The sequence below is a fragment of the Deltaproteobacteria bacterium genome (genome assembly GCA_029210625.1).
Taxonomy (GTDB): domain Bacteria; phylum Myxococcota; class Myxococcia; order SLRQ01; family SLRQ01; genus JARGFU01.
Window position 1 is genome coordinate 38,666 of record JARGFU010000018.1, and the last position, 25,355, is coordinate 64,020.

A 25,355-nucleotide genomic window follows, 5' to 3' on the forward strand; every position below is an offset into this window, starting at 1 on the left:
GCGTCAATGCCTCCATGAAAAGGGAGGCCTCCATGCGCACCGTCCGAACCCGACTGCTCGTCCTCGCAGCCCTCGTGATCGGGATCACCCCGCTCACGGCAACCGCCCAGGGCATCCTCATGCCCACCGAGCCGGGCCTCGGGCCCCTGCAGATCGGCCACCAGCGGGTGACGGTCGACATCGTCGACGGCACGGCGGTCTCGAAGGTCGACATGACCTTCCACAACCACACCAACCGCCAGCTCGAGGCGACCTTCATGTTCCCGATGCCCCAGGGCTCGGCCCTGCAGGACTTCTCCCTCTGGATGAACGGGAAGAAGACCAAGGGTGAGGTGCTCGAGGCGAACAAGGCCCGCCAGATCTACGAGGGCATCGTCCGCCGGATGAAGGACCCCGGCCTCCTCGAGTACGTGGACCACGAGCTCTTCCGCGCCCGGGTCTTCCCGGTCCCGGCGAACGGCGACATGCGCATCGAGATCGCCTTCTCCCAGGTGCTGAAGTTCAGCGACGGCGTCTACACCTACGAGTTCCCCCTCGCCGCCGGCAAGGTGAGCGGCGCCCGGGCCTCGACGACGATGAAGGACTTCACCTTCACCGCCGACATCAAGTCCAAGACGGCGATCAAGTCGGTCTACTCGCCGACCCACAAGATCGACGTGCGGCGCCCCGACGATCACTCGGCCAAGCTCGGCTTCGAGAAGCTGCGCGAGAACCTCGATCGCGACGTGCTGCTCTACTACACCGTCGGCCGCGGCGACGTGGGCATGAACCTCCTGACCCACGCCGAGAAGGGCGAGCCCGGCTACTTCCTGCTGATGGTCAGCCCCAAGCAGGAGTGGCAGAAGAAGGAGGTCATCGGGAAGGTCGTCACCTTCGTGGTCGACACCTCGGGCTCGATGGCCCGCAAGAAGCTCGACTCGGCGAAGAAGGCCCTGACCTATTGCCTCGAGCGCCTGCTCCCGGAGGACCGCTTCAACATCGTGCGCTTCTCCACCGACACCGAGCAGTTCCGGCGGCAGCCGGTGAAGGCCAGCGACGACAACGTCGAGGCCGCCCGGCGCTTCGTCGACGACTTCTACTCGAGCGGCGGCACCGCCATCCACGAGGCCCTCACCACCGCCCTCCAGGACGCCCCCGAGGACGGCGCCCCCCACCTGGTCGTCTTCCTCACCGACGGCGAGCCCACCGTGGGCATCACCGACGAGGCCCGCCTGGCCTCCGAGATCGCGACCCTCAACGAGAAGAAGAAGAGCCGCATCTTCGCCTTCGGCGTCGGCGACGAGCTGAACGCGACCCTCCTGGACCGCCTCGCCTCCGAGAGCGGCGCCTCGGTCGAGTTCGCCCGGGACGGCAAGGAGACCGAGGTGAAGCTCTCGGGCTTCTACAACCGCATCGCCTTCCCCGTGCTCTCCGACGTCGCGGTCGAGCTGGACGGCGCCCGCGCCTTCGACATCTACCCGCGGACCAGCCCGGCCCTCTTCAAGGGCAGCCAGATGATCGTGGTGGGCCGCTACCGCGAGCCGGGCACCCACGCCGTCTCCCTCTCGGGCAAGACCGGCGCCGAGACCAAGAAGTACGACGAGAAGCTGAAGTTCCCGGCCAGCGAGCCCGAGCACGAGTTCATCGCCCGCCTCTGGGCCGTGCGGAAGGTCGGCTACCTCCTCGAGCAGATCCGCGTGCACGGCGAGAACGCCGAGCTCAAGGAGGAGGTCACCCGCCTGGGCAAGAAGTTCGGCATCGTGACCCCCTACACCTCCTACCTGGTCGTCGAGGACACCCCGATGCCCACCCCGGGCCCGCGCCCCTTCCCGGATCGCCCGCCGCGCCGGGACTTCGAGGGCCGCGCCTCCGGCGGCGCCGCCCCCGCGGCCGCCCCGCCCCCCGAGGCCTTCGCCGCCGACGAGGCCATGGCGCCCCGCCGGGCCGAGCGGGAGAAGAAGGCCAAGGCCCTCTCGGGCAGCTCCTTCTCCACCCGCACCGGCGCCGACGCCATCGCCACCTCGGGCGCCATCAAGGCCCTCAAGGAGGAGGCCACCCTGGGTGACGCCGGCGGCACCACCGTCCGCCGGGCCTCGGGCCGCACCTTCGTCTGGAAGGACGGCGCCTGGACCGACTCGGACTGGAAGTCGGGCGCGAAGATCCTGAAGGTCGCCTACCTCTCCGACGCCTACTTCGAGCTCCTGAAGTCCCAGCCGAGTCTCAAGAAGGCCCTGACCCTCGGCGAGCGGGTGAGGATCATGATCGACGGCAAGCGCGGCGTGGAGATCGCCGAGGCCGGCGAGAAGGACGCCGCGAAGGTGAAGGCCTTCCTGAAGTAGGTGAAGCCCGCCTCCCCCGGCCTGACCGACCACCGCGTATTCGCCCTGCTCTTCGCGGGCGTGTACGCGGTGGTCTACGTCCTGCTCCAGGAGCCCTTCGCCGACCCCGGCCGGCTCCTGATGGAGAAGGACCAGATGGAGCTCCTCTACGAGGCGCTGATCGGCAACCCGCGGGGCTACTCGATCGGCACCTCGGAGATGAACACCCTGCCGGTGCTCCAGCTCGGCTACGCCCTCTTCTTCCTCTTCGGGCAGAGCCTGGTGGCGCTCTTCTGGACCCTGATCCTCCTGAAGCTCGCAGCGCTGCTGGGCACCTGGTGGCTGCTGCGCCGGCACCTGCCGCCCCTCCTCGGCGAGCTCTTGGCCCTGCTCTTCCTCTTCGACGCCCACCGGCACTGGGACTACTGGAGCGCCTTCCTCCCCAACACCCACAGCGAGCCCCTCGCGCTCGTGCTCCTGCTCTCGCTCGCGCTCTTCCACGCCCGCGGGCGGATGGCCTTCTTCCACACCGCCAACGTCACCGTCTGCCTGCTGATGAACTTCCACTTCGTCAACGGGATCCTCCTGCTGGTGCCGGCGCTGGTGGCCTGGGTGAACCGCGCGCGCTTCGGCCGGCGCGACTGGCTCCTCCTCCCCCTGCCCTACCTCGTGCTGGGCCTGCTCTTCCTGCCCCAGCTCGCCCACCTGCCCTCCCTCCTCACCCAGGGCGCCGCTCCCGGCGGGCCGCCCCCGGCCGCCCGCACGATCGCGATCTCGGCCGCGAAGCTCTTCGCCGGCCAGAGCGCCCTCGGGCTGCTGGGCCTCTTCGGCCTCGGCTTCGTCCTGAAGCGGAGCTGGCGGGCCCGGCCGGGCGGCGGGCTCGTGGAGGGGCTCGCCCTCGCGACCCTGGCGAGCCTGCTCGCCCTCGCCGGCGCCTACCTGCTGGTGGGAGAGATCCTGGTGCTCGAGGCGGCCTACCGCCTGCGGGCCTTCCTGCCGGCGATCGTCCTAGCGCACTTCTTCGTGCTCCTCGAGGTCATCGCCTGGGCCGAGCACCGGAGCACCCGGGGCGTGCTCGTCTCGCTGGCCCTGCTGCTCGTCTCCCTCCACGCCCTCGAGCGGCCCGGGCGGCTGCTCTCGGGGGAGCTACCGCGACCGGTGCGCTCCGCGGCGCGTCACCGCAGCGCCCACCCCATCGCGTCCGGCGCGCGGCTGGGCGAGCAGATCTTCGAGGAGACCGGCGCGCGGGGCGCCGACCTCGGGGCGCGGGTCCACCTCGCCTCGCTCGAGAGAGAGCTGCGCTTCTTCGTCGAGGCCGCCAGCCGGCGCGGCGAGGCTCCCCCTCCCGAGGAGGGCGTCGAGCACGTCGTGGAGCTACGCTCGGCCGCGCTGGAGGCCACGATCCACCCGGTCCGCCCCTGCCTCCACCTGCCCGGGGAGCTGCCCTCCCTCGCCGACCCCCAGGCCGATCCCGCCGCGGGCTGGCGGGAGATCGACTGCCCCCCCGGGGCGGAGCGCCGCTACCTCTACGTGACGCTGCGCAAGGAGATGCCGCCCCCGGCGCCCCGGGCGGGCGGCACCGTGGTGGAGATGGTCGTCGCACCGGAGCTCGACTCCCCCTCCTGGGACGACGTCCGGCGCTACCGCTCGCGCGAGCCGGTGGCCTTCGCCGACCTCGGGGCCGAAGGGATCCAGGTCGCCGCCCCCACCGAGTCCCGCTCGCTCTCGCTCTTCGAGTCGCCGGTGATCCTCCCGGACTTCCCGGTCGCCGAGCGCTGACCGATCAGAAGCCCACGAGCCGGGCGATCTCCCAGGGGGGAGGCTCGGGGCGCACGGGGAGGCGGCCCGGATCGAGGGTCATCCGCCCGACGCGGTAGAAGTCCCGCAGCACCGGGAAGACCCGGCCGATCCCGTACTTCGTCTGACCGGCGAGGCGCTCGCGGTGGTGGACCTCCACCTCGGCGATCCGGGCTCCCCCCGCCGACGCCAGGGGGACGATGAAGCGGTGCAGCCCGGGCTGAAGGTGGAGGCGCCGCGCGACCTCCCCCCGGTAGACCCGCAGGGTGCAGCCCAGATCGTGGATGGGGAGACGCAGGGTGCCGCAGATGAGGGCGTTGGCCGCCCGGGAGGGCAGCCGGCGCGAGAGGAGGCGGTCCTTGCGGTCCCGGCGCCAGCCGGTGACCAGGTCGTAGCCCTGCTCGAGGAGCGCGATCATCGGCCCGATGTCGGCCGGGTCGTTCTGGCCGTCGGCGTCGAGGGTGACGACGATCTCCCCGCTCGTGTGGGCGAGGCCCGCGTCCAGCGCGGCGGCCTGCCCCTGGTTGCGGGCGAAGATCACCAGCTTGAGGGTGGGCTCGGCCTGGGCCCGCGCCTCGAGGTACTCGCGGCTTCCGTCGCGGCTGCCGTCGTCCACCAGGACGATCTCGTAGCTGCGGCCGAGGGCCGCGAGGGCGTCGCCGAGCTCGGCGAGGAGCGCCTCGAGGTTCGGACGCTCGTCGAAGACCGGCAACACGACGCTGATGGCCGGTGTGCTCTGCTCTCGCTCCACCTCGCTCATGGAGCGGCGTAGATATCCCGCCGGGGTCGGGACGGCCAGTTGCCAAGACCTCGACCCGCCCCATAGCCTCTCCTGCCGTGCCCTCCTCCCCTCCCGCTGCTCGCACGCTCTTGCGGCTCGGCCTCCTGATCCTCCTTGCGGGTCTGGCGCTCGCGCCGCTCCGGGCGAGCGCGGCGGGCTACTTCGTCCCCCCGGGGAACGAGGCCTACTACCTCGCCCTCTCCCGGCGGCCGGCCATCGCCGAGTGCGGCTGGGAGGCCGCGGGCATCACCCTGGGACCCCAGACGGTCCGCTACACCTTCACCGACCCCGGCGAGGGGGTCGAGGCCACGGTGGAGCTCGCCCACCCGGCGACCTGCGAGGCGCCCGCGGCCGGCCCCGAGACCGCCTTCTGCGTCTCCCTCGCCAGCCTGGACCGCCGCCCGGCCGGCAGCTGCGGCGCGGCCCTGCTGGAGGCCGAGCTGCGGGAGGCCATCCGCGTCCAGGCCGGCACGGTCCGCTGGATCGAGCCCTGGGACGTGGCACCGGCGGTGCTCCCCGTGGAGCCGCCCCCGAGCGCGACCGTCCCCGGCGACGACCCCGAGGAGCGCTTCTCCCTCTATCTCCTGGTCCTCGCGGCCTTCGCCGCCTGGCGGCTGCGGCGGTGGAGAGAGACGTGGGAGGGCTGGCTCTGGCTGCCCCCACGCGAGCGGCTGGCGCTCGGTGGCCTCCTCCTGGGCGCCGCGGCCCTCGGGCTGGGGCTCTACGGGCTCGACGGGGAGCGGGTCTGGTGGGTCGGCGAGACCGCCCTCGGCGCCGGCAGGCTCCTCACCCCCGTCTCCGATCCGGCCACCGAGGTGGGCCTCGCGCGGGCGCTCCTCTTCCACGACCTGGATCCCGGCCTGCGCCTGGCGCTGGCCCAGCTGGCCGGCGCCCTCGCCCTCCTCTACGGCTTCGCCCTCGCCTGGCGCCTGGGCGGCTCGAGCCGCCTCGCCCTCGCCGTGGTCGCGCTGCTGGGGCTCTCCCCCCTCCACGGCCGCCTCGCCACGGCGGAGCCGGGCCTCATGCTCTCCCTGGCCCTCGCCCTGGCCACCCTCCACGCCGCCGCCGCCTGGCTGGCCTCTCCGAGCGGTGAGCGGCTCTGGACGCTGGGCACCGCCTACCTGGCCGCCGCCTGGCTGGCGCTCGGCCCCATGAGCCTCCTGGGCCTCCCGCTCCTCCTCGTCCTCGCGCCCCTGGGCGCGCGGCCCGCGGCGGGGGAGCGCAGGCGCGGGGCGCTGGCGCTCCTGCTCCTGGGCTCGCTCCTGCTGGCGGCGTGGATCGCGCGCGGCTCACCGCTGACGAGCCAGGTCGCGGCCCCCGAGCACCTGACGATCCCGGGGATCCTCCTCCACTACCACCTGGTCCATCCGGTGCACGCCCTGCTGGTGATCCTGGGGCTGGCCGAGGTGCGCCGACTGCGAGGTCAGCGCCTCGTGCTGGCGCTCCTGGCCGTCCTGGGCGGCGGGGTCTTCTGGTTCGGCGCCGCGGCGGGGACCGGCTGGAGCTCCCTGCCGACCCTCGTCGTCCTCGGGCTCCCCCTCCTCCTCCTGGGGGGCGCGGGCGCCTTCCGGGCCGCCCGCTGGCTCCCCTCCCCGGGTCCGACGCGGCCCCTGGTGCTCGGCGCGACGCTGCTGCTCCTCCTCCACCACGCCCTCCTCTACCACGGCGTCTTCGGCCGCCTGCTCTTCTCCCCGGCGACGTGAGCGCCTCCTCCCAGCCTCCCCCGACCGGAGGACAGCGGCGGCTCGCCGGCCTGGTCGCGGGCGTCCTCGTGCTCGGCGGGCTCACCGCGGTCCTCCTCCGCCTCCCGGCGCCGGTGAGGGTGCAGAGCGACTTCGTGGCCCCGAGCCTGATGGTGGGGGACTGCCTGGAGCTGGGGCGCTGCGACTACCAGATCAACCCCTTCGGGGACGCGACGATCCTCGGGATCCAGCACGGCTCCCTCTTCGACGACGCCCTCCTGCTCGCCACCTTCCTGGGCGAGCCCCTCTCGACCTACCGGCTCTTCACCGAGCTCTCCGCCTTCGCCGCCCTCCTCCTCTTCTTCCTCTGGGCCCGCCGCTCCCTCTCGGAGGACACCGCGCTCCTCGTCCTCGGCGCCAGCCTCCTGGTCTGGCGGCTGCTCTGCCCCGAGGATCCCTCCTCGATCTGGAACCCGGCGCTCCTCCCCCTGCCGGCCTTCGCCTTCGCCGCCGCCGCCGCGAGCTACTTCCTCTCCCGCCGGCTCACCTACCTCGCGATCGCCAGCCTCTCCGCCGCCGTCGCGGCGCAGGCGCACGTGGCCGCCTTCGCCCTCGGCCTCCCCCTCGTCTATCTCCTCGCCGGCACCGAGCCCGCCCGCCGCGGCCGGCACGCCCTGGTCGCCGGCCTCTTCGCCTGGGGCGCCCTGCAGGTGGGCTCGCCGGCGATGTTCACCGACCTCTACCTGCCCCGGCCGCCCCTCGCCCTGCTCCTCCCGCTGCTCGGGGGCGGCCTGGTGGCCCTGGCGCTCCTCCTCCGGCTCGCCCGCCGCTACCCGCGGGGCGAGGGTGGCCTGCTCCTCTTCCTCGCCCTCACCCACCTCCCCCTCTTCGTCGCGATCCGGCTCCTGCGCCCGGAGGAGACCCGCTACGCCTTCAGCCTGGTGCCCGGCGTCGCCCTCGCCCTCGCCCTCCTCCCCGGCTGGCTCCTGGGTGCCGCCGGGCGCTCCTTCCCCCTCGCGGCGCGCTGGCCGGCCCGCCTCCTCGCCGCCGGCGCCCTCGTCGCCCTCCTCGCCGCCGGCCTCCCCGAGAGCGGCTCGAGGCCCGACCCGGCGCGGCCGGCCGAGGCGCCCGAGACCGTCCTGCCCGAGCTCGAGGGCGTGCGCAGCGTCGCCCTCTTCCTGCGCGAGCACACCCTCCTCGAGTTCCCCCAGGCCTTCCGCCGCCTGCGCGGCGGGATCCGCCTCAAGCCCGTGCTCAACGGCCTCGCCCTCTTCCTCCCGAGGGAGGGAGAGGCTCCCGCGCCCGCCCGGGCCGCCCCCGACCTGACGGTCTTTCCGCTGAGCAACCACTCCCTCCCCGACCCGCTCCCGCGGGACTGGTACCGGGTGGACCCGCCGGTGGGCCCGCCCTGGCTGCTGCGCCTGCGGGCGCCCACCCTCGACTGGGACCGCTTCGCGCTCCTGGTCGCCGACCCGGCGGACACCCGGCCGCCGCGCTGGCGCTCGGTCGACTACGCCTTCGCGCCCGCCATCCACCCGGCCGATCGCAAGCTGCTCGCCGCGCGCTCCGACGCCGGCCTCTCGCCCTTCCTCTACGGGCTGCGCGCCGATCCGATCCTCCTGCGGATCCCCTTCCGCCGGCCAGCCGGCAGCCCCCCCCTGCTCCTGGCCCTGCCCCCGCCGCCCCGGGATCCGGAGGGCCCCTCCGGCTGCGAGGGGACGATCCTCGGGGTCGAGGGCCTCGGCCCGCAGCAGCCCCTCCCCGCCCGCCACCTCCTCCTCCCGCAGAGCGAGGAGGAGCAGCGCGGGACCCTGCTGCTGGCTTACGCCCTCGGCGGCGCGCCCTGCACCTGGGGCAGCGCGGGGCTCCCGCCTCCGGTGCTGGAGCTCGAGGCGGCGGACGCCGGGCTCCTCTCGACGGTCTTCCCCGGCTCGGAGCTCGCCGGGCTCGAGGGGCTGCTCTCGGGCCGCGCTGCTCCCCGGGGCGCGGGCGAGCGCTCGCTGGTCCGGGAGGCCGACGCCCTGAACGCCCGTGCCCTCGATCGTGAGCTGCCCCTCGCCGAGCTGCAGCCCTGGCCCCGGGACTTCGTCCGCCACAAGGAGCCCCAGAGCGGCCTCGCCGTGAAGCTCGCGAGCGTCCTCGCCCTCTGGCTCACCTTCCTCGCGGCGCTGCTCCGGCTGCTCTGGCCGGGGCGCTCCTAGAAGAAGCCCTTGAAGGCCACCCGGACCAGCTCGACCACGTTGTCCGGCCGCACCCGCCGGGCCTGCCGCCAGATCTGCCGGGGCGTCAGGTAGAAGGCCCGCAGGGCCCGCTTCTGCATCCGGCGCAGGCCGTCGGCGGTCTGGGTGGGGGTGACCCAGATGGGCTCGTTGTCGGTGAAGAGGAGGTAGGAGGAGTAGCGGCGCCAGACGTCCAGGTCGACGCTGCCGTCCTCGCGCACGCCGGTCTGCAGCTCCCCCTTCTGCGAGAGCTCCTCGAAGAGCTTCGAGCCGGGATAGGGGCACAAGATCGAGAACTGGGCCATGTCGAGCTTCAGCTCGGTCGCGAAGCGGATCGTCTCCAGGCTCTCCTCGGCGGTCTCGGTCGGCAGGCCCAGGATGAAGAGCCCCTCGATCTGGATGTCCGAGTGGCGCTGCACGTTGCGCACCGCCGTGCGCACCTCCTCGAGGGTGGTGCGCTTGTCGACGATGTCGAGGAGGCGCTGCACCCCCGACTCGATGCCCAGGGAGAGCTCGACGCAGCCTCCCGCGTCCATCGCCTCGACCAGCTCGGGCTGCAGCAGCTTGACGTTGGCGTCGCAGCCCCACTCGACCTTCAGGCCCCGCCGCTGGATCTCCTCGCAGATGGCGAAGACCCGCTTGCGGTCGGCCATGAAGAGGGGATCCATGAGGTAGACGTAGGTCGCCCCGTACTCCTCCTCCAGCATCTGCAGCTCGTCGACCACCTGCTCGACCGAGTTGCGGCGCTGCTTGTGGCCCTGGTGCACCACGCAGAAGGTGCAGCGGTAGGGGCAGCCGCGGGAGGTCATCATGGTCTTGCCGACCTTGTCTCCGCCGCCGACGTAGTTCTGATTGCTGATCTCGCCGAGGTGGTAGAGCTCGCGCTTCACCAGGTCCCGGGCCGGGAAGGGCAGCTCCGCGAGCTCGTGGATCACCCCGGAGCCCGGGGTGCGAATCAACGCGCCGTCGGGCGCGAGGAAGGAGACGCCCTCGAGGGCCTCCAGGCCGCGGCCGGTCGCCGTCTCGCCGCCCCGCTCCCGCCAGACCAGGAGGTCGCGGAAGATGTACTCGCCCTCGCCGTGGACCACCAGGTCACAGCAGCCGTTCTTCAGGTAGGCCTCGGCGAAGACCGACGCGTGGACGTTGCCGAGGACGACCAGGATCTCGGGGTGCTCCTCCTTCAGCTTCTTGCCCAGGAGGTAGACCGAGGTCCCGCTGCAGGTGAGGGTCGAGAAGCCCACCACCTCGGGCTGGAGGGCCAGGAGGCGGCGCTCGACCTCGTCGAGGCCCAGGCCCTCGGCGTAGGCGTCGATCACCTCCACCTCGTGGCCGGCCTCCCGGGCCACGGCGGCGATGTAGAGGATGCCCAGGGGCTCGTACTTCTGGATGAAGACGGAGCCCACCCCGAACATCGCCTCCATCTCGTCGGGAGGGTTGACCAGCACGACCCGCATCAGGAGGAGAGTCTGGACCGGAAGCCCCGAGGGGTCCAGGCCCTCATGGCCCGGTGAATTCGGCTACGATGCGGCAGCCCAGCCCATGATCTCGATCATCATCCCCGCCTACGACTGCCGCGACGAGATCCAGGGATTGCTGGACGACGTCGGGCGCAGCGCCCTCCTCGCCGAGGGCGACGCGGAGGTGATCGTGGTGGACGATCACTCCACCGACGACACCGCGGCGGTCTGCGAGGCCCGGGAGGGGGTGCGGGTGATCCGCCAGCCCCAGAACGCCGGCCCGGCCCGGGCCCGCAACGTGGGCGCCGCGCACGCCCGGGGGGAGCTCCTGATCTTCATCGACTCGGACGTGCGCCTCCTGCCCGGAGGGGACATCCTCTCCGAGATGGTGAGGGTCCTGCAGGAGCGTCCTCCGGTGGACTGCGTCTCGACCCTCAGCTCACCCAGGCCAACCCGCGAGAGCGCCATCGCCTACGCGAACTCCATCTACCACGCCTACTACATGGACCGGATCCTGGCGGGCCGGGACGAGGTCGAGGGGCGGGTCATGTTCTTCACCACCCGCCTCGGCGCCATCCGCGCCCGGCGCTTCCGGGAGGCGGGCGGCTTCTACGAGTCGCTGAGGCGGGTGATGAACGAGGACGGCGAGTTCGGCACCCGCATCTACCACCGGGGCTACCGCTCCTACCTCGCCCGCCACCTCGTCCACCAGCACCGCTACCCCACGGGCTTCGGCCGCTACCTGCGCAGCTACTACCACTCGACGGTCGCCCAGGCGCAGATCGACCGCACGATGGACACCTCGGCCGACGAGTCCCTCTCCGCCGCCGAGAAGGGGCGCCGGCTCTACGCCCTCTCCTTCTGGCTCCTGCCCCTCCTCTTCGCCCTCCTGCCGGCCGCGGCCGCCGCCGCCCTCTGCGGGCTCTGGGTCCTGGCCCTGCCGCTGGTCCTCGGCGCCCTGGGCCGCCGGATGCGGGCCGAGACGCCGCGCCGCTACTGGGTGGGCTTCCACGCCGTCTACGTGGCGATCACCCCCTTCATCTTCGCCGGCTACGCCGTCGGGCTCCTGCGCCACTCGCTGGGCGACTCCCTCTTCGCCGGGCCGCCCTCGACGCTGGAGTACTTCCGGCAGGAGGCCGCTTCGTGAACCTCCGCCACGGGCTCCGCGCCGGGCGTCGCCTGCTGCGCGGCAACGTCGACGACCGGGTGGCGACCGCCATCTTCTTCGTCACCGACGACTGCAACGCCCGCTGCGACTACTGCTTCAACACCCGGCTCTCGCACCGCAACGGGGAGAAGACGCGCGGCCGGCGGCTCGACGCCGACGAGCTGCGCCAGATCGCGCGCCACCTCGGCCGCCTCTACCAGGTGATCCTGAGCGGCGGAGAGCCCTTCCTGCGCCGGGACCTCGGCGAGGTGCTCCGGGGCCTCCTCGACGAGTCCCGGCCGGCGATCGTCACCCTCCCCACCAACGGCTCCCTCCCCGAGCGGGTGCTGCCGGTGCTGGAGGAGGCCGCCCGGGAGCACCCGGCCACGGTCTTCAACCTCGGCCTCTCCCTCGACGCGGTGGGCGAGGCCCACGATCAGCTGCGCCGCCTGCCGGGGGGCTACGCGAAGGCCCTCGGCCTGGGCCGGGCCGTGCAGCGCCTGGGCCAGCGCCTGGGCAACGTGAACCTGGTCGTGAACAGCCTGGCGACCCGGGAGACCCTGGACGGCCTGCCCGCCCTCTTCGAGGCGCTGGCCTCGGCCTTCGAGGGCGCCGAGTGGTTCCACAACCTCCAGTTCGATCAGCGCCTGCAGGCCGACCCCCTGGAGGACCCCGCCCTCGAGGAGCAGCTGCGCCGCCTCCAGGCCCTCGAGCGCGAGGCCCGGGAGCGGCGGGCCGGGCGCCTCGGCCGGCTGATCGAGGGGGCCTACGTCGACGGCCTCAACGCCCTCCTGCGGCGTCAGCTGGGCGAGGGCAGGATGATCTACGCCTGCAACGCGGGGCGGAAGCTGATCGTCGTCGCCTCCGACGGCACCCTCTCGCCCTGCGAGCCCTTCCTCTTCGAGGAGCACTACGCCGCCCGGCGCAGCTTCGATCTGCGCGAGCACGGGCTGGACTTCTACCGGCTGCGGGCGACCCCCGAGTACCGGGCCGAGCTGGAGTTCATCGAGGCCGGGAAGTGCGCGGCCTGCCCCTGGTCCTGCGCGGCCATCACGAGCCTGCTCTTCGAGCCGGGACAGTGGCAGCGCTTCTGGGTAACGTGAGCGGATGTCCGGACCCACCCTGATCACCGGCTCCGCCGGCTTCATCGGCTCCCACCTCGCCGAGGCCCTCCTCGCGCGGGGCGACCAGGTCGTCGGGGTGGACGACTTCGACCCCACCTACGATCCCGCGCTCAAGGAGCGCAACCTCGAGGGACCCCGGAGTCGCGCGGGCTTCCACTTCGAGCGGCTTGACGTCCGGGACGCCGACGCGCTGCAGGCCCTCCTCGCCGCGCGGGGGATCCGCCGGGTCGCCCACCTCGCCGCCCGGGGCGGCGTGCGGCCCTCGGTCGAGGACCCCGAGATCTACGCCGACATCAACGTGCGCGGCACCCAGAGCGTGCTGCAGGCCTGCCTCGCGAGCGGCGTGGAGCAGGTGGTCTTCGCCTCCTCCTCCTCGGTCTACGGCGCGCGGGACGGCGGCACCTTCCACGAGAGCGACGCCGCGGATCGCCCGGCCTCACCCTACGCCGCCACCAAGCGCTCGGGGGAGCTGCTCTGCTACGCCGCCTTCCACGATCACGGCCTGCCGGTGACCTGCCTGCGCTTCTTCACGGTCTACGGGCCACGGCAGCGGCCGGACATGGCCATCCATCGCTTCCTCGAGCAGCTCGAGGCCGGCCGGCCCCTGACGATCAACGGCGACGGACTCCAGCGCCGGGACTTCACCTACGTCGACGACATCGTGGCGGGCTTCGTCGCCGCGCTGGAGCGCCCGGACGGCTACGCGATCTACAACCTCGGCAGCGGGCGGGAGGTCACCGTCCTCGAGCTGGTCGCCGCGCTGCAGGAGGCCGCTGGCCTGGAGGGCAGGCTCGAGCACGGCCCCGCCCACGCCTCGGACGTCCCCCACACCCGGGCGGACATCGGGCTGGCGCGGCGGGTGCTGGGCTGGGAGCCGCGGGTCCGCCTCGAGGAGGGCCTCTCCCGCTTCGTCGCCTGGTACCGGCAGCGGCCGGGCTAGACCGACGCGCGGGGCTCGCGGGCCGTGAGGTACTGCTTGTAGGTCCCCTCGGCCACGAAGAGGTCGAACCAGATGAGCACCATCAGGATGCTCCAGAGGGCGCGGCCGTTGTCGCGCTTCCGGGCGAGGTGCTCCTGCCAGAGGTGGTCGACGCCGGCGTGGGTGAGGAAGCCCGTGCGCTCGACCTTCTCCCGGGAGAAGTACTCGTCCGCCACCGGCTTCAGATCCCCCAGGAACCAGAGCGAGTGGGGCATCTCCAGCCCCATGTTCTTGCGCCCCGAGATCGCCTCGGGGATGTGGCCCCGCATCGCCTCCTTCTGGAGGTAGCGCCCCTTCATCCCCTTGAGCCGCAGCTCCGGCGGGACCCGGCTCATGTAGTCGTAGAGGATGCGGTCCATGTAGGGGAAGCGCGCCTCGATGGAGTGGGCCATGAAGGTGCGGTCGTTCTTCACCATCAGATCGCCGATCAGGTAGGTCTCGGCGTCGAGGGCGCAGATGCGGTCCAGCTCGTCGGTGAAGGGGTAGGAGTCGTAGATCTTCGCCGCCCAGTCTCCGGTGTCGATCATCCGGGCGGCCTTCGGCATCAGCCGGCGCTTGTCGGCGTCGGCGATGGTGTAGCGCCAGTGGATGTGGGACTGGGCCACGTCCATCTCGGCGCCCTCGGTGAAGCGCTTCGCCATGAAGTCGAAGGAGAGCTTGCGGTAGTCGGTGGGCAGGGCGTGGGCGACGCCGTGGGCGAGCTTGCGCAGGGGCCCGGGGGCGAAGCGCCGCCAGTAGTGACGCACCTTCCAGGCCCGGTGGGTCTCGTAGGCGGTGAAGGTCTCGTCGCCCCCCTCGCCCGAGAGGAGCACGGTGACGTCCTTGGTCGCCTCGCGGGCCAGCAGGTAGGAGGGGATGGCCGCGCCGTTGGCGCTGGGCTCGTCGAGGTAGGCCATGTGCTCGACGAGCACCTCCATCACGTCCCTCGGCCCCACGTGGATCTCGTGGTGGATGGTGTTCGCGAACTCCACCATGATCTGCTGCCAGCGCGCCTCGTTGAAGCTCTTCTCCCCCATCACCACCGAGTAGCTGTGCAGGTCGCGCTGCGGCCCGATGCACTCCCGGGCCAGCGCCAGGATCGAGGAGGTGTCGAAGCCCCCCGAGAGGGTCAGGCCCAGGGGCGCGTCGGCGATCAGGTTGCGCCGCACGCTGTCGAGCATCTGCTCGTAGAGACCGTCCCGGAGCTCCTCGAAGCTGGACTGCCGGTCCGCCTCGAAGTGCACGCGGTAGTAGCGCTGGTCCTCGGTGCGCCCGGTCGAGAGATCGATCTGGAGGCGCTCGCCTCCCTGGAGCTCCTCGACGCACTCGAAGGGCGTGTGGCGGCCGGGGATGTAGGCGAGGGTGAAGTAGTGGAAGAGGCCCTCGAGATCGATGTCGGCCCGGAACTCGGGCAGCTCGAGGAAGGCCTTGATCTCCGACGCGAAGTAGATCCGCCGCGGGGTCCGCATCAGGAAGAGGGGCCGGTTGCCGAACTGGTCGCGGACGATCCAGACCTTCTCCTCCCGCCGATCGTGGAGGGCGAAGGCGAACATGCCCGTCAGCTCCCGGCAGAAGTCGATGCCCAGCTCCTCGTAGAGGTGCAGGAGGGTCTCGGTGTCGGAGCTCGACTTGAACTCGTACTTCTCCCGGAGGCGGTACTGCTCCTCCAGATCGCGGAAGTTCGTGACCTCACCGTTGTAGGCGATGCTGATCCGGCCGTCGGCGCTGGTCAGCGGGAGGTCGGCGGCCGAGGAGAGATCGACCACCCGCAGGCGGGCGTTGCCCAGGATGCAGCGGCGGTCCTCGACCAGGGACTGCTGGTCGGGGCCCCGGTGGCGGACCCGCTGCACCATCGTCTGGACGGATCCCCGGTCTCGTTCCCCGAGATCCTCCCCCAGACCGATGACGCCAGCGATGCCACACATGGGCTCTGTGTGTAGCGCACGGGATCCTCGGGGGGCAACGACCTTGAGGGGCCGCGGCCTCCAGCCCACGATGGCTTCGTGCTCCCTCTCTGGCTCGTGGTACCCTTGCGGGGGCCGAGGGACGGAATTTGGCGACGAAGACAGCAAAGAGAGGGGAGCGACCGGCACCGCCCTCCCGCACCACGCTGCGCCGCGCGATCAAGGGGCTCCACCAGGTCGTCAAGCGCAAGAAGAACGACGTGCGCTCGATGGTGCGGCTGGCCCGCGCCCACCGCCTCCTGGGCAACGACGCGAAGAGCGCCCGCTGGTACACCGTCGCCATCCGCCTCCTCTCCCAGCAGGGCCACGGCCTGCGGGCGCTGGCCCTGGCCAAGGAGCGGCTGGCGGTCGCGCCCGAGGATCAGGAGAGCCTCCTGGAGCTGGCCTCCCTCTACGCCAAGCACCCCGACGCGATGGAGCGGGAGCAGGGGCGGGTCGCCCTGCCCCTCGCCCCGGAGGAGGACACCTCGGTCGGCCGGATCCCCCGGGACTTCACGGCCACCAGCGCCAAGGCCTTGAAGATCCTGGACGACGCCGACGAGGTCGAGCGGATCCACGCCGCCCTCGAGGCGGCCTTCGCCGACGAGATGGAGACCGCCCCCCGCTCCGGCGGCCGCTACGCCGACCAGGAGCCGCCGCCCGAGCAGAGCACGGACGAGGAGCGCGCCCTCTCCGCCGCCGAGGACAACGCGGCGAAGCCCCCTCCCCTGCCGCCGCGCAAGGAGGGGGGCCAGGAGGCCCTGGAGGCGGCCACCCTCGGCGGCCTGCCCCTCCTCTCCTCCCTGGGGCAGGGCGCCTTCATGGCCCTGATGCGGGACATGGAGCGGATCACCCTCGAGGACGAGGAGGTCCTCTTCGCCGAGGGAGAGAAGGCCCGCTCCTTCTTCATCGTGGCCGAGGGGGCCCTCGAGGCCCGCTCCGCCCGCAGCGGCACCGAGGCGCTCCTCGCCCGCCTCACCGAGGGCGAGGTGATCGGAGTCCTGGGCCTCTACTCGGGGCGGCGCCGCAACGCGACGGTCTCGGCGGACGGCCCGGCGGTGGTCTTCGAGGTCACCGATCGCCTCCTCTCCCGCCTCGTGAAGCAGCACCCCGCGGCGAAGCAGGCCCTGGCGACCTTCTACCGGCAGCGGCTGCTGGAGACCTTCCTCGGGAGCTGCCCCCTGATCCAGGACCTGCCCCGCGCCGCGCGGCTGAGCATCGTCGACAGCTTCGAGGAGACCCGCCACCCGGAGGGCAGCCTCCTGGTCGCCCCCGGCGAGGTTCAGAACAGCCTCCACCTCGTCCTGCGTGGGCGCCTCGAGGTCGAGTCCCGCCTCGAGGGTGAGCGGCACAACCTGGCCCACCTGGAGCGGGGCGACTTCTTCGGCTGCATCGCCGCCCTCACCGGCACCCCCAGCCGGGACCGGGCCCGCTGGTCCGAGGAGGGGCTGGCCGCCTCCCTCTCCCAGAAGCAGTTCAGCGAGATCGTCAAGCGCCACCCGGCGCTCCGCGCGCTGCCGCGGGTGCTGGCGGAGCGCGGGCTGATGGTCTCCCGCACCCTCTTCGTCGGCGAGACCGGCGTCCCCGGCTTCAAGCGCGAGGACGCCGCGAGTCAGGACGGCTAGAGCTCGAGGCCGAGCACCAGGCCGGGCCAGATCCGGCCGGTGTGGCGGCCGCTGGTGTAGGTGAACTGCGGCCCCAGCCACGCCAGGTCGGCGCGGTCCCCCTGGTCGGAGAAGAAGCCGTTGAGGCCGACGCCGCCGACGACCCGCACCTTCCAGAGCTTCACGACGGCCAGCGCGCTGAAGCGCCCCACCAGGGAGTAGCCGGCCATGTTCCAGGTGCCGAAGTGCTCGCTGCCGCCGGTGAGCTCGAGGTTCAGGGAGAGCGGCCCGATGAGCTTCTGCTCCACGCCCAGGCCGAACTGGGCCGTGAAGCGCAGGGGGCTGCTGCCCGGCGCCATGCCCATGCTGATGAGGCTGTAGACGTGGCGGCTGCCGAGCTTCAGGCCGGCGTTCAGCCCGTGGAGGTCGTCCCCCCAGAGCCGGAAGCGGTGGATGCCGCCGCCGATGAAGTTGAGGACGCCGATCGCCTCACCCTCCGAGCCGTCGACGGCGACGTTCACGACGCCGATCTGCCAGCCCTCGAGCTTGGTGGTGACGTTCAACACCGAGAGCTGGGTGCCCTTCAGCTCCGGGGTGATGTTGAAGCCGGCGGAGAGCTGGGCGCCGTGGACCGGGCCGTGGGCCACGTTGAAGCCCGCGGCGAGCTGACCCCCGCGGACCTCGCCCGCGACGTTGAAGCCGGCCGTCGCCTGCAGGCCCTTGAGATCGCCGCTGGTGATGTTGAAGCCGGCGGAGAGCTGCACGCCGGAGGTGTCGCCCCCGACGATGTTGAAGCCCGCGGCGAGCTGGCCCCAGCGCAGGTGTCCGCGGGCGATGTTCCCGCCGGCGGCCACCTGCAGCATCCGGGAGGAGCCCGCCAGCCGGTTGCCACCCACGGCGATCTGGGCGCCGGAGCCGCGGCCGGCCGAGTTGCCGACGAGGCTCAGCTGGAGGCCCTGCATCTCCTCGTCGACCAGGCTGAGCCCGAAGCCGAGGGCGAGCCCGTCGAGGGCGGTCGAGCGGGCCCCCAGGAGGTGGAGCTGGAGGCTGTGGCGGTAGGCGTGCTGCGGGGGCAGCGGGAGGAGGCCGAAGCCGAAGAAGCGGTCCTCGATCCGGGCGAGGTCCGCCGGGGGGAACTCGCCCCGGGCCACCGCCACCTCCCGGGGGATGATGCGCAGCCCCTCGGGCCCGAGGCCGGCGGGGGTGCCGCTCTCCAGGGTGATGCGCCCGGCCGAGAGCTGCTGGCCGTCGTCGAGGGTGATCTCGTAGGTGCCGGGCTGCAGCCCGAGGACGACCGGGCTGCCGGCGGGCTTCTTCAGCTCGGCGACGAGGTGGCCGGCGGTGTCGCGCAGGTAGACCCGGCCGCCGAGCTCGGCGGCGATGACGAGGGTGCTGCTCGCCTGGCGCAGGTCGGTCATGACCACGTCACCCGTGCCCGAGAGCTGGAAGTCGTAGTTCGGGTGCTGGGCGCCGCCCTGGGTGCGCTCGGTGCGGGCCAGGGTCTCGCGGAAGGCGAACTGGTAGGCCTCGGCGAGGGTGACGGTCTGGTCGGCGTCCGAGTCGGCGGCGCCGCGCAGGCCGGAGACCAGGTAGTGGGTGAAGAAGGAGCCCCCGATCCGATCCGACTCCTGCGAGGCCTCGTCGGCCGAGCTGGAGGTGAGGATCGCCTGACCCTTCACCTGCCGGGAGTCGTCCACCAGGAAGGGCGCGCGGGCGACGCCGCCCTTGGCCCGGGTCAGCGCGCCCGAGGCGCAGGAGTCGAGCACGGCGATCCGCACGTCGGTCTTCATGGCCTCGAGGGCCTTGCGCAGCTCACGGTAGCCGTAGCGCTCCTTGCCCAGGAGCAGCCCCTCCTCGTCGGAGTGGCCGGAGTAGTAGAAGATCAGCTCGATGCGATCCGCGCTGCCCGCGGCGGCCTGCAGGCGCTCCCGGGCGGTGACGAGGGCCTGCTCGAGGCCCTCGCGGTCGGTGTTCAGGGCGAGGATGCGGTCGGCGCCGGCCACGCCCCCCAGCTCGGAGAGCAGGTCGCTGACGGCCTCGGCGTCCGAGCGGGCGAAGCGCAGGCGGGTGCGATCGGGCCCCCCGTCGTTCGCCGCGGTGATCAGGGCGAAGCGCCGGGTGGCGGCGGTGGCGGGCAGGACCAGCCCGGCGGCGGCGAGGAGGATCAGGATCCGAGTGAGTCGATGGGCGAGGCAGCTCATGGCGTCTCCTTCCGGAGGTCGAAGCGGAGGAAGTCGATCCCTTGGGGCAGGAGGGAGCGCAGGGCGTCCCCCTCCTGTCCCTGCTCCAGCGCGGCGCGCAGGGCGCTCGCCTCGAAGGGCTCATCGGAGACGAAGAAGTAGAAGCGCTCGAAGCGCGGGGCGTCGTCCAGCTCGTAGGCGCGGTCGAGGCTCACCTTCCCCGAGGGCTCGAGCGGAACGGAGTGCAGCCCGCCGCGCCCGGCCAGGTGGTCGGTGAGGGTGCCGCGGCCGTCGAGGGAGAGGATGAGGCCGTGGTGCTTGCCGGCGGCGGTGTAGGCGACCTGCAGCAGGTCCCCGGGGCGGGCCAGGGCGCCGGAGGTGAGCTCCTCGTCTCCGGCGGCCGTCTTGCGGTGCACGTGCAGCCGGGCGTCGAGGCCCTTGATGGTCGTGTGCTCGAGGCCTCCGTTGGGGTCCACGCCCACCGGCGGCGGCCCCCGGAGGAGGAAGACGGCCAGGGCGGCGGCGGCGGCCAGGGTGGGCAGGCCCCAGAGCAGGGGACGGGAGGAGCGCTGACGGCCGGCCTCCCGCTCGGTGACCTCCTGGAGGTGGCGGCGGCGCTCGATGGCCCGGGCCAGCTCCTCGGCCGGGTGGGCCGCGAGGATCGCGCGGTTGCTCTCCTCGAGGGCGGCGAGGCGCGCGGCCTCGGCCGGGTCCGCCTCGATCCGGGTGCGCAGCTCGGCGGCCTCGGCCTCCGGCAGCTCGCCGAGCGCGAGGCGCTCGAGCTTCCACTCGGGAATGGGTGAGTTCGGGGTGGTCATGCCTGGGCTCCTTCCCGCATCTCGACCTCCCGGGCGATGGCCTTGAGCCCCCGGAGGCGCTTGCGGACGCCGGAGACGCTCATCCCCACCTCTCCGGCGACCTCCTCGAGGGTCATCCCGTCGAGGAGGTGGAGGGTGGCGATGGTCGCGGTGGACTCGGGGACCTCCTGGAAGAGCCGCGAGAGGAGGGAGCGGGCCTCCTTGCGAGGATCGTCGTCGGTGGAGCGCGCGATCAGGTCGAGGAGCTCACCGTCCGCGACCTCGGGCCGACGCCCCTGGCTCCGGATGCGGTTCAGGCAGGTGTTGGTGGCGATCCGGAAGAGGAGGGAGGAGGCGCCGCGATCCTCCAGGCGGTCCTGGTGGCGGAGCACCTGGACGAAGACGTCCTGCATGGCATCGAGGGCGGCCTCCTCGTTTCCGAGCAGACGGCGGCAGCGGCGTAGCACCATGGGTCCATACCTGCTGTAGAAGGTTTCGAGATCGACGGGCACAGTCGGCTCTCCCCGTGGGTCTTTCACCCTCTTCAACACCGGGCGGTCCCGGAGGTGTCACTCCTGGATCGTTTTTTCTTCGACGGCCGCCGGGGCCTCGAAGGGCAGGGCCACGACCGAGCGGGGCCAGGGGGCCCCCTCGTCTCCGCTCCCCCGCAGGGCGAAGACCACGTAGCGCCCCCCCGGCGAGCAGCCCAGGCGCTCCGGGGAGACCCCGGAGATGGCCTGGAGGGCCTCCTGGAAGTGCTTTCCGACCTTCCCGGGGCCGGCCGCCTCGCCCAGGCGCAGCTCGCTGGCCCACACCCCGCCCTCCTCGACCAGGCGCAGGCCCTTCCCCGGGGGGCAGCGCTCCACCGGGGGCCGGTAGCCCCCGGCCTCCAGGAGCCGCAGGGCCCGCTCCCGATCCGCCGCCTCCACCAGGAGGAAGTCCGTGATCCGCCGGCCCTCGCCCGTCCCCACCACCGTGAAGAGCAGGCTCCTGCCTCCCGGCGCCCGGGAGAGGTAGGCCAGCCGCCGCTCGTCCTGGGAGAACCCGACCCGGAAGCCCCCGAGGTCCACCGGCTCGATCTCCGGTGCCACGGCGGCGCCCCCTACCCCGCCATCCCGCCGGGGCGCGCCTCCCTCGGCATCCGCCTCAGCCTCCGCGTCAGCGGTCTTTTCTGGGGGTTTCTCGCTGGCCTCGCGCACCCCGGGCCCGCTCGCCGGCTCCTCACCGGGACACCCCCAGCCCCCCAGCACCACGCTGCAGATCAGGAGACGCCCGAGCAGCCGGCGCAGGCTCACGGCAGGAACTTCTCCGGGTGGGCCAGCTTCTGCGGCAGGTACTCGTCGATGACGTAGTTCAGGCCCCACTTCGCCAGGGCCTGCTGCTCGGCGCGGACGCCCATCTTCAGCAGCTGCTCGATGGCCTTCTGCCACTTCTTGTGGTGCTGGAAGAAGGGATCGTTCTTGAGGGCGTCGTTGGCCCGCTTGATGTCCACGTCCTGCAGCTTGTGGGTGGCGTCCCGGAGGTTGAAGTCGATGATGTCCTGCGGCGCCACCCCCAGGAAGCGCGCCTGGGGCACGCAGAAGAACTGGTTGATGTGGGCGGCGTTGCCCGAGCCCACCTTCAGGGTCCGGTAGATGTTCGAGATCCCGTAGGGATCGCAGTCGACGAAGGCGTAGACCGGGATGTTCTTGGAGTCGGCCAGCCGCCGGATGAAGCGCCGGGTGGCCCGGGTGGGCACCCCGCCCATCGAGATCAGGATGCAGTTGGAGCTGCGCCAGAACTTGTGGGTGGCCAGGCGCTGGAACATACCGCCGGTCTCGATGGCCAGGATGAACTTGGCCTTGGTCTCGAAGCGCAGGTGCTCCACCGAGTGGGGGATGGTGTAGGCCCCCGAGCCGAAGCGGGTGCAGTCGATCCGCAGCTCCTCGCCGGTCTCGTAGTCCCGGTCGATGACCACCAGCTCACCGCTGACGGCGCCGCCGTGGTCCTCGGGGTAGAAGCGCAGCTGCTCGCGGCTGACGTCGTGCAGCGCGAACATGGCCTCGATGTCGTCCATCACCGAGTCGGACTCGGCCTGCTCGTTGAACTTGGCCGGGCCCCAGTTCTTGCTCTGGTAGTAGGCGTCTCGCTTGGTGGCGAAGTCGTCGGTCTCCACCATGTACTTCGAGAGCGCCATCAGCTTCAGGGTCTGCGCGAAGCCCTTGGCGGTGTTGTAGGTCAGCGCCCGGGTCTTCCGGGACTGCCCGATCTTGAAGTAGCCGTTGCGAGAATCGTAGCGAACGTTGGAGAGCGAGCGCACCGGGAAGCGCAGCTCGGGCTTCTGGTTCTTGCTCACGGCCTGGTGGATGCTGCTGGCGCTCCCCTCGATGGCCTCGACGGTGATCTTGTCCAGCTTCTCCTTCGCCGCCGTCTTGGCTGCGCTCTTGCGCCGGGTGCCGCCGCCGCCGGCGGCCTCCCGGGTGGAGAGGGTGCCGCTGCCCTCGGTCTGCCTCGCGCTCTTCTTCGTCGCCTTCTTCTTCTTCGCCATGATCAGCCGTTCTTCCGGGAGCGATGGAGGATGCCGGTCAGGTCCTCGACCGCCTGGTCCTTCTGCTTTTCGGAGAGGGAGAGGATCTCCTGCAGGGCCTCACCGATGATGGGAATGAAGGTCTCGATGTGGCTGCGCTTGCGCATCTCGTCGGCCTCCCGGCGGCGCTTGCGGATGAAGATCCCCAGGCGGCGGCCGCACTCCTGCAGGGCGAGGCGCAGCTCCTTGAGGATCTCGTCGTAGGAGGCGATGGCCTCCTTGGCCTCGGAGGTGAAGGGCACCCAGACGCTGGTGAACTCGGCGAAGATCACCAGGGGTCCGGTGGGCAGCGCGCCCCGCGACTGCTGCAGGCCGTAGTTGCGCCACCCCGCGCTCGCCACGGCCTTGCCGATGGCGCAGGCGTTCTGCTGGTACTGCAGGGGCACCCGGTTGGCGAAGCGGTAGACCCGGGCCAGCTCGTCGGCCGGGAGGTTGCCGCCCCAGGCGAGGGCGACCTCGACCTGGAAGGGGTTGCCCCGATAGATGGCCGGGCGCCGGGTCGTGCTGGTGGTGAAGGCCGGCTCGTAGCCCTGGGCCCGCAGGCCCGAGATCAGCCCGTCGAGCATCACGTCCTCGCCGATGGGGCTGATGCAGGAGGTGGGCGGGGCGAGGATCTTCACCTGCGGGATCGCCGAGGCCAGGGCCTCGGCGTCGCGGGTGGCGACGCTGGCCGGCCTCAGGCTCGCTCGCAGCTTCGCCTTGTCGATGATCTCCTTGGCCACCCGGGGTGTCACCCGCGAGAAGTCGTTGCAGAGCGCCGCCTGCAGGGTCTTGGCCCGGGTGGAGTGGAGCATCTTGATGAGCAGACCCAGCTCGACCCCGTAGGGGTGCGGCTTGATCTCCCGCGGCTCCTCCGGGAGCTGATCCGAGGCCCGGGGGAAGTGCACCCAGTCGCTCTTGGGCGCCTTGTAGCGGATCGAGGTGTGGGGGTTGGCCATGTGGGTGAGCTCCACGTAGCCGTCCACGCCGCGCATCCCGCGCCGGTAGGTGCCCTCGAGCTCGATCTCCACCCGCGTGCCGTGGTTCTTGTCGGGCCAGTCCTCCTCCTTGTCCACCAGGATCTTCGGCTTGTTCTTGGAGGTGTCCATGACCAGCTCGAAGTAGTGGGCGGCCTTCTTGGGGCCGGTGCGGGAGTGGATCACCACCGGCATCCCGGTGGTGAGCTGGCCGTACATCCCCGCCGCGCTGATGCCGATGCCCTGCTGCCCCCGGGACTGCTTGAGGCTGTGGAACTTCGAGCCGTAGAGCAGCTTGCCGAAGATCTTGGGGATCTGCGCCGCGACGATGCCCGGGCCGTTGTCCTCCACCGAGAGCCGGAAGCGGCTCTCGCCCTTCTCCTCGATCTCGATGACCAGGTCGGGCAGGACGCCGGCCTCCTCGCAGGCGTCGAGGGAGTTGTCGACGGCCTCCTTCACGGCGGTGAGCAGCGCCCGGGAGGGGCTGTCGAAGCCGAGGAGGTGACGGTTCTTGGAGAAGAACTCGGAGACCGAGATCTCGCGCTGGCGGGCGGCCATCTCGGTGGCGGTCCGCCGCCGCCGGGCCTTGCCCCGCTTCGCCGGCTTGCCCTCCACCTCGGGGGCCACCTCGAGGGTCTCTTCCAGGGTCTCCTCCAACGTCTCCTCGGTGGGCACGGCCTTCCGGGTGTTCTTCCGGGCCGACTTCTTCGCCGCCTTCTTGGCCGGCTTCCTCGCGGTCTGCCGGGCGGGGGCCTTGCCGGCCTTCTTGCCGGGGGGCTTCTTGCCCGCCCCGGCCTTCCCGGCGGTCTTCTTCGCCACCTTCTTCCCCGACTTCTTGGCGGTCTTCTTGGCGGTCTTCTTCTTGGAGGAGGAGCCGCTGCTCGCCTTGGCGGCGAAGAGGGATCCCTGTCCTGGCATAGCGGGCGGGTGCCGAGTCATCGATCTCCCTGCCTTGCGGTCTGAAGCGGGCCTTCTCCCCGCACCTCCCGACGGATCACTTCCGAGGGGACCACGGGGCGCGCGGTTTGTAGCAGCGCGTCTGGGACCGTGCAATGGCGTTCCCGGTCGCGTTTCCCGCCAAAACCGGGCGCTTCCCGTCTCAGGCGCCGGTCGGGGCGTCCAGGACCGCGAGCAGGGATCGGGCCAGGCGCGGCAGCTCGAGCTCGGGCTCGCTCCCCACCTCTCCCAGGATCCTCGCGCCGGTGAGCGCGGCCAGCCGGCCGGGGTTGTCGCGCACCGAGGGGTCCTCCTCCGGGGAGGGCAGGCCGGGGGGCCGGTTGAAGACCACGCCGAGGCAGGGGAGGCCTCGGCCCGCGAGCACCTCCAGGGTGAGGCTCGCGGCGTTGAGGCAGCCCAGGGTGTTGGGCACCACCACCAGCACCGAGAGCCCCCAGCGGGCCGCCAGATCCGCGGAGGTCAGGGAGCCGATCAGGGGTGAGAGGAGGCCCCCGGCGCCCTCCACCAGGAGCAGCGCGTGGCGGGCCCGGAGGGCCTCGAAGGCGGCGTCGAGGACCGAGAGCTCGGGGGTGAGGCCGGCCCACTCGGCGGCCACCGCGGGGCTGACCGGCGGGCCGAAGCGGTAGGGGCAGACCCGCTCCAGGGGATCGAGGCGCCCGGTGGCCTCCCACAGGGCGGTCGCGTCGGCCGGGACGAGGCCACCCTCGGGCCCCGGGCGGCAGCCGCTCTCGAGGGGCTTCATCGCCCCCACCGTGAGGGGTGCCGGCAGCAGCCCCTCGAGGGCGCGGATCAGCCCCACGCCCAGGTGGGTCTTGCCCACCTCGGTGCCGATGCCGGTGACGAGGATCGCGTGCATGGGAGACAGTCTATTCGAGCGCTTGACTCGCACC

At 72.1% G+C, this 25,355-nt stretch carries 18 protein-coding genes; 8 read left to right on the forward strand and 10 right to left on the reverse strand.

Features of this window, described 5'->3' with window-relative positions; translation table 11 throughout:
* The first annotated feature begins 32 nt into the window (after window positions 1-32).
* A complete protein-coding gene (locus tag P1V51_17070) occupies window positions 33-2,318 on the forward strand; it encodes a VIT domain-containing protein (GenBank protein ID MDF1564756.1) in 2,286 nt (761 codons plus the stop codon).
* The gene (locus tag P1V51_17075) at window positions 2,319-4,076 is read left to right on the forward strand and encodes a hypothetical protein (GenBank protein ID MDF1564757.1); all 1,758 of its coding nucleotides are present in this window, start codon (window positions 2,319-2,321) and stop codon (window positions 4,074-4,076) included. It abuts the gene before it with no gap.
* A gap of 4 nt (window positions 4,077-4,080) precedes the next feature.
* On the opposite strand, the gene P1V51_17080 is transcribed toward P1V51_17075, so the two are convergent.
* Window positions 4,081-4,854: a glycosyltransferase family 2 protein gene (locus P1V51_17080; protein ID MDF1564758.1), complete on the reverse strand. Its 774-nt coding sequence runs from the start codon at window positions 4,852-4,854 to the stop codon at window positions 4,081-4,083.
* A 77-nt stretch (window positions 4,855-4,931) separates the two neighbouring features.
* Here P1V51_17080 and P1V51_17085 point away from each other — a divergent pair, with 77 nt between their 5' ends.
* Together P1V51_17085 and P1V51_17090 are read left to right on the forward strand one after the other, a co-directional pair.
* Entirely contained in the window at window positions 4,932-6,578 is a 1,647-nt protein-coding gene (locus P1V51_17085; protein ID MDF1564759.1) for a hypothetical protein, read from the forward strand.
* Entirely contained in the window at window positions 6,575-8,758 is a 2,184-nt protein-coding gene (locus P1V51_17090; protein MDF1564760.1) for a hypothetical protein, read from the forward strand. The genes P1V51_17085 and P1V51_17090 overlap by 4 nt, the downstream gene beginning before the upstream one ends.
* Here P1V51_17090 and P1V51_17095 read toward each other — a convergent pair.
* Complete coding sequence (locus P1V51_17095; GenBank protein MDF1564761.1) at window positions 8,755-10,230, reverse strand: radical SAM protein; 1,476 nt, start codon at window positions 10,228-10,230, stop codon at window positions 8,755-8,757. The two genes, P1V51_17090 and P1V51_17095, sit on opposite strands and share 4 nt — an antisense overlap.
* 85 nt (window positions 10,231-10,315) lie before the next feature.
* On the opposite strand from P1V51_17095, the gene P1V51_17100 reads away from it, so the two are divergent.
* The 3 genes from P1V51_17100 to P1V51_17110 are packed head-to-tail and all read left to right on the forward strand — an operon-like array spanning window position 10,316 to window position 13,444.
* Window positions 10,316-11,380: a glycosyltransferase family 2 protein gene (locus tag P1V51_17100; protein ID MDF1564762.1), complete on the forward strand. Its 1,065-nt coding sequence runs from the start codon at window positions 10,316-10,318 to the stop codon at window positions 11,378-11,380.
* Window positions 11,377-12,483 carry a radical SAM protein gene (locus tag P1V51_17105; GenBank protein ID MDF1564763.1) on the forward strand — a complete coding sequence of 369 codons (1,107 nt, stop codon included), beginning with the start codon at window positions 11,377-11,379 and terminating at the stop codon, window positions 12,481-12,483. Before P1V51_17100 ends, P1V51_17105 begins: the two co-directional genes overlap by 4 nt.
* 4 nt (window positions 12,484-12,487) lie before the next feature.
* Window positions 12,488-13,444 (forward strand): NAD-dependent epimerase/dehydratase family protein, encoded by a 957-nt coding sequence (locus P1V51_17110; protein ID MDF1564764.1) that lies wholly within the window; start codon window positions 12,488-12,490, stop codon window positions 13,442-13,444.
* Here P1V51_17110 and asnB read toward each other — a convergent pair.
* Complete coding sequence (asnB, locus tag P1V51_17115; protein ID MDF1564765.1) at window positions 13,441-15,387, reverse strand: asparagine synthase (glutamine-hydrolyzing); 1,947 nt, start codon at window positions 15,385-15,387, stop codon at window positions 13,441-13,443. The two genes, P1V51_17110 and asnB, sit on opposite strands and share 4 nt — an antisense overlap.
* 128 nt (window positions 15,388-15,515) lie before the next feature.
* On the opposite strand from asnB, the gene P1V51_17120 reads away from it, so the two are divergent.
* Window positions 15,516-17,030, forward strand: coding sequence for a cyclic nucleotide-binding domain-containing protein (locus P1V51_17120; GenBank protein MDF1564766.1), 1,515 nt, complete (start codon window positions 15,516-15,518; stop codon window positions 17,028-17,030).
* Here the strand turns inward: P1V51_17120 and P1V51_17125 are convergent.
* The 7 genes from P1V51_17125 to bioD all read right to left on the reverse strand — a co-directional run bounded on the left by P1V51_17125 (window position 17,027) and on the right by bioD (window position 25,321).
* Window positions 17,027-19,210 (reverse strand): caspase family protein, encoded by a 2,184-nt coding sequence (locus P1V51_17125; protein ID MDF1564767.1) that lies wholly within the window; start codon window positions 19,208-19,210, stop codon window positions 17,027-17,029. The genes P1V51_17120 and P1V51_17125 overlap by 4 nt on opposite strands.
* Window positions 19,207-20,007, reverse strand: a complete 801-nt coding sequence (locus P1V51_17130) for an ActD-like protein (protein MDF1564768.1) — start codon at window positions 20,005-20,007, stop codon at window positions 19,207-19,209. Before P1V51_17130 ends, P1V51_17125 begins: the two co-directional genes overlap by 4 nt.
* Window positions 20,004-20,498 carry a sigma-70 family RNA polymerase sigma factor gene (locus tag P1V51_17135; protein ID MDF1564769.1) on the reverse strand — a complete coding sequence of 165 codons (495 nt, stop codon included), beginning with the start codon at window positions 20,496-20,498 and terminating at the stop codon, window positions 20,004-20,006. The genes P1V51_17130 and P1V51_17135 overlap by 4 nt, the downstream gene beginning before the upstream one ends.
* Window positions 20,499-20,555: 57 nt before the next feature.
* A complete protein-coding gene (locus tag P1V51_17140; GenBank protein ID MDF1564770.1) occupies window positions 20,556-21,077 on the reverse strand; it encodes a hypothetical protein in 522 nt (173 codons plus the stop codon).
* A 200-nt stretch (window positions 21,078-21,277) separates the two neighbouring features.
* Window positions 21,278-22,513: a DNA topoisomerase IV subunit A gene (locus P1V51_17145; protein MDF1564771.1), complete on the reverse strand. Its 1,236-nt coding sequence runs from the start codon at window positions 22,511-22,513 to the stop codon at window positions 21,278-21,280.
* 2 nt (window positions 22,514-22,515) lie between these two features.
* Entirely contained in the window at window positions 22,516-24,426 is a 1,911-nt protein-coding gene (locus P1V51_17150) for a DNA topoisomerase VI subunit B (GenBank protein ID MDF1564772.1), read from the reverse strand.
* Window positions 24,427-24,607: 181 nt separating this feature from the next.
* On the reverse strand, window positions 24,608-25,321 hold the full coding sequence (bioD, locus tag P1V51_17155) for a dethiobiotin synthase (GenBank protein ID MDF1564773.1): 714 nt from the start codon (window positions 25,319-25,321) through the stop codon (window positions 24,608-24,610).
* Between the last annotated feature and the right edge of the window lie 34 nt (window positions 25,322-25,355).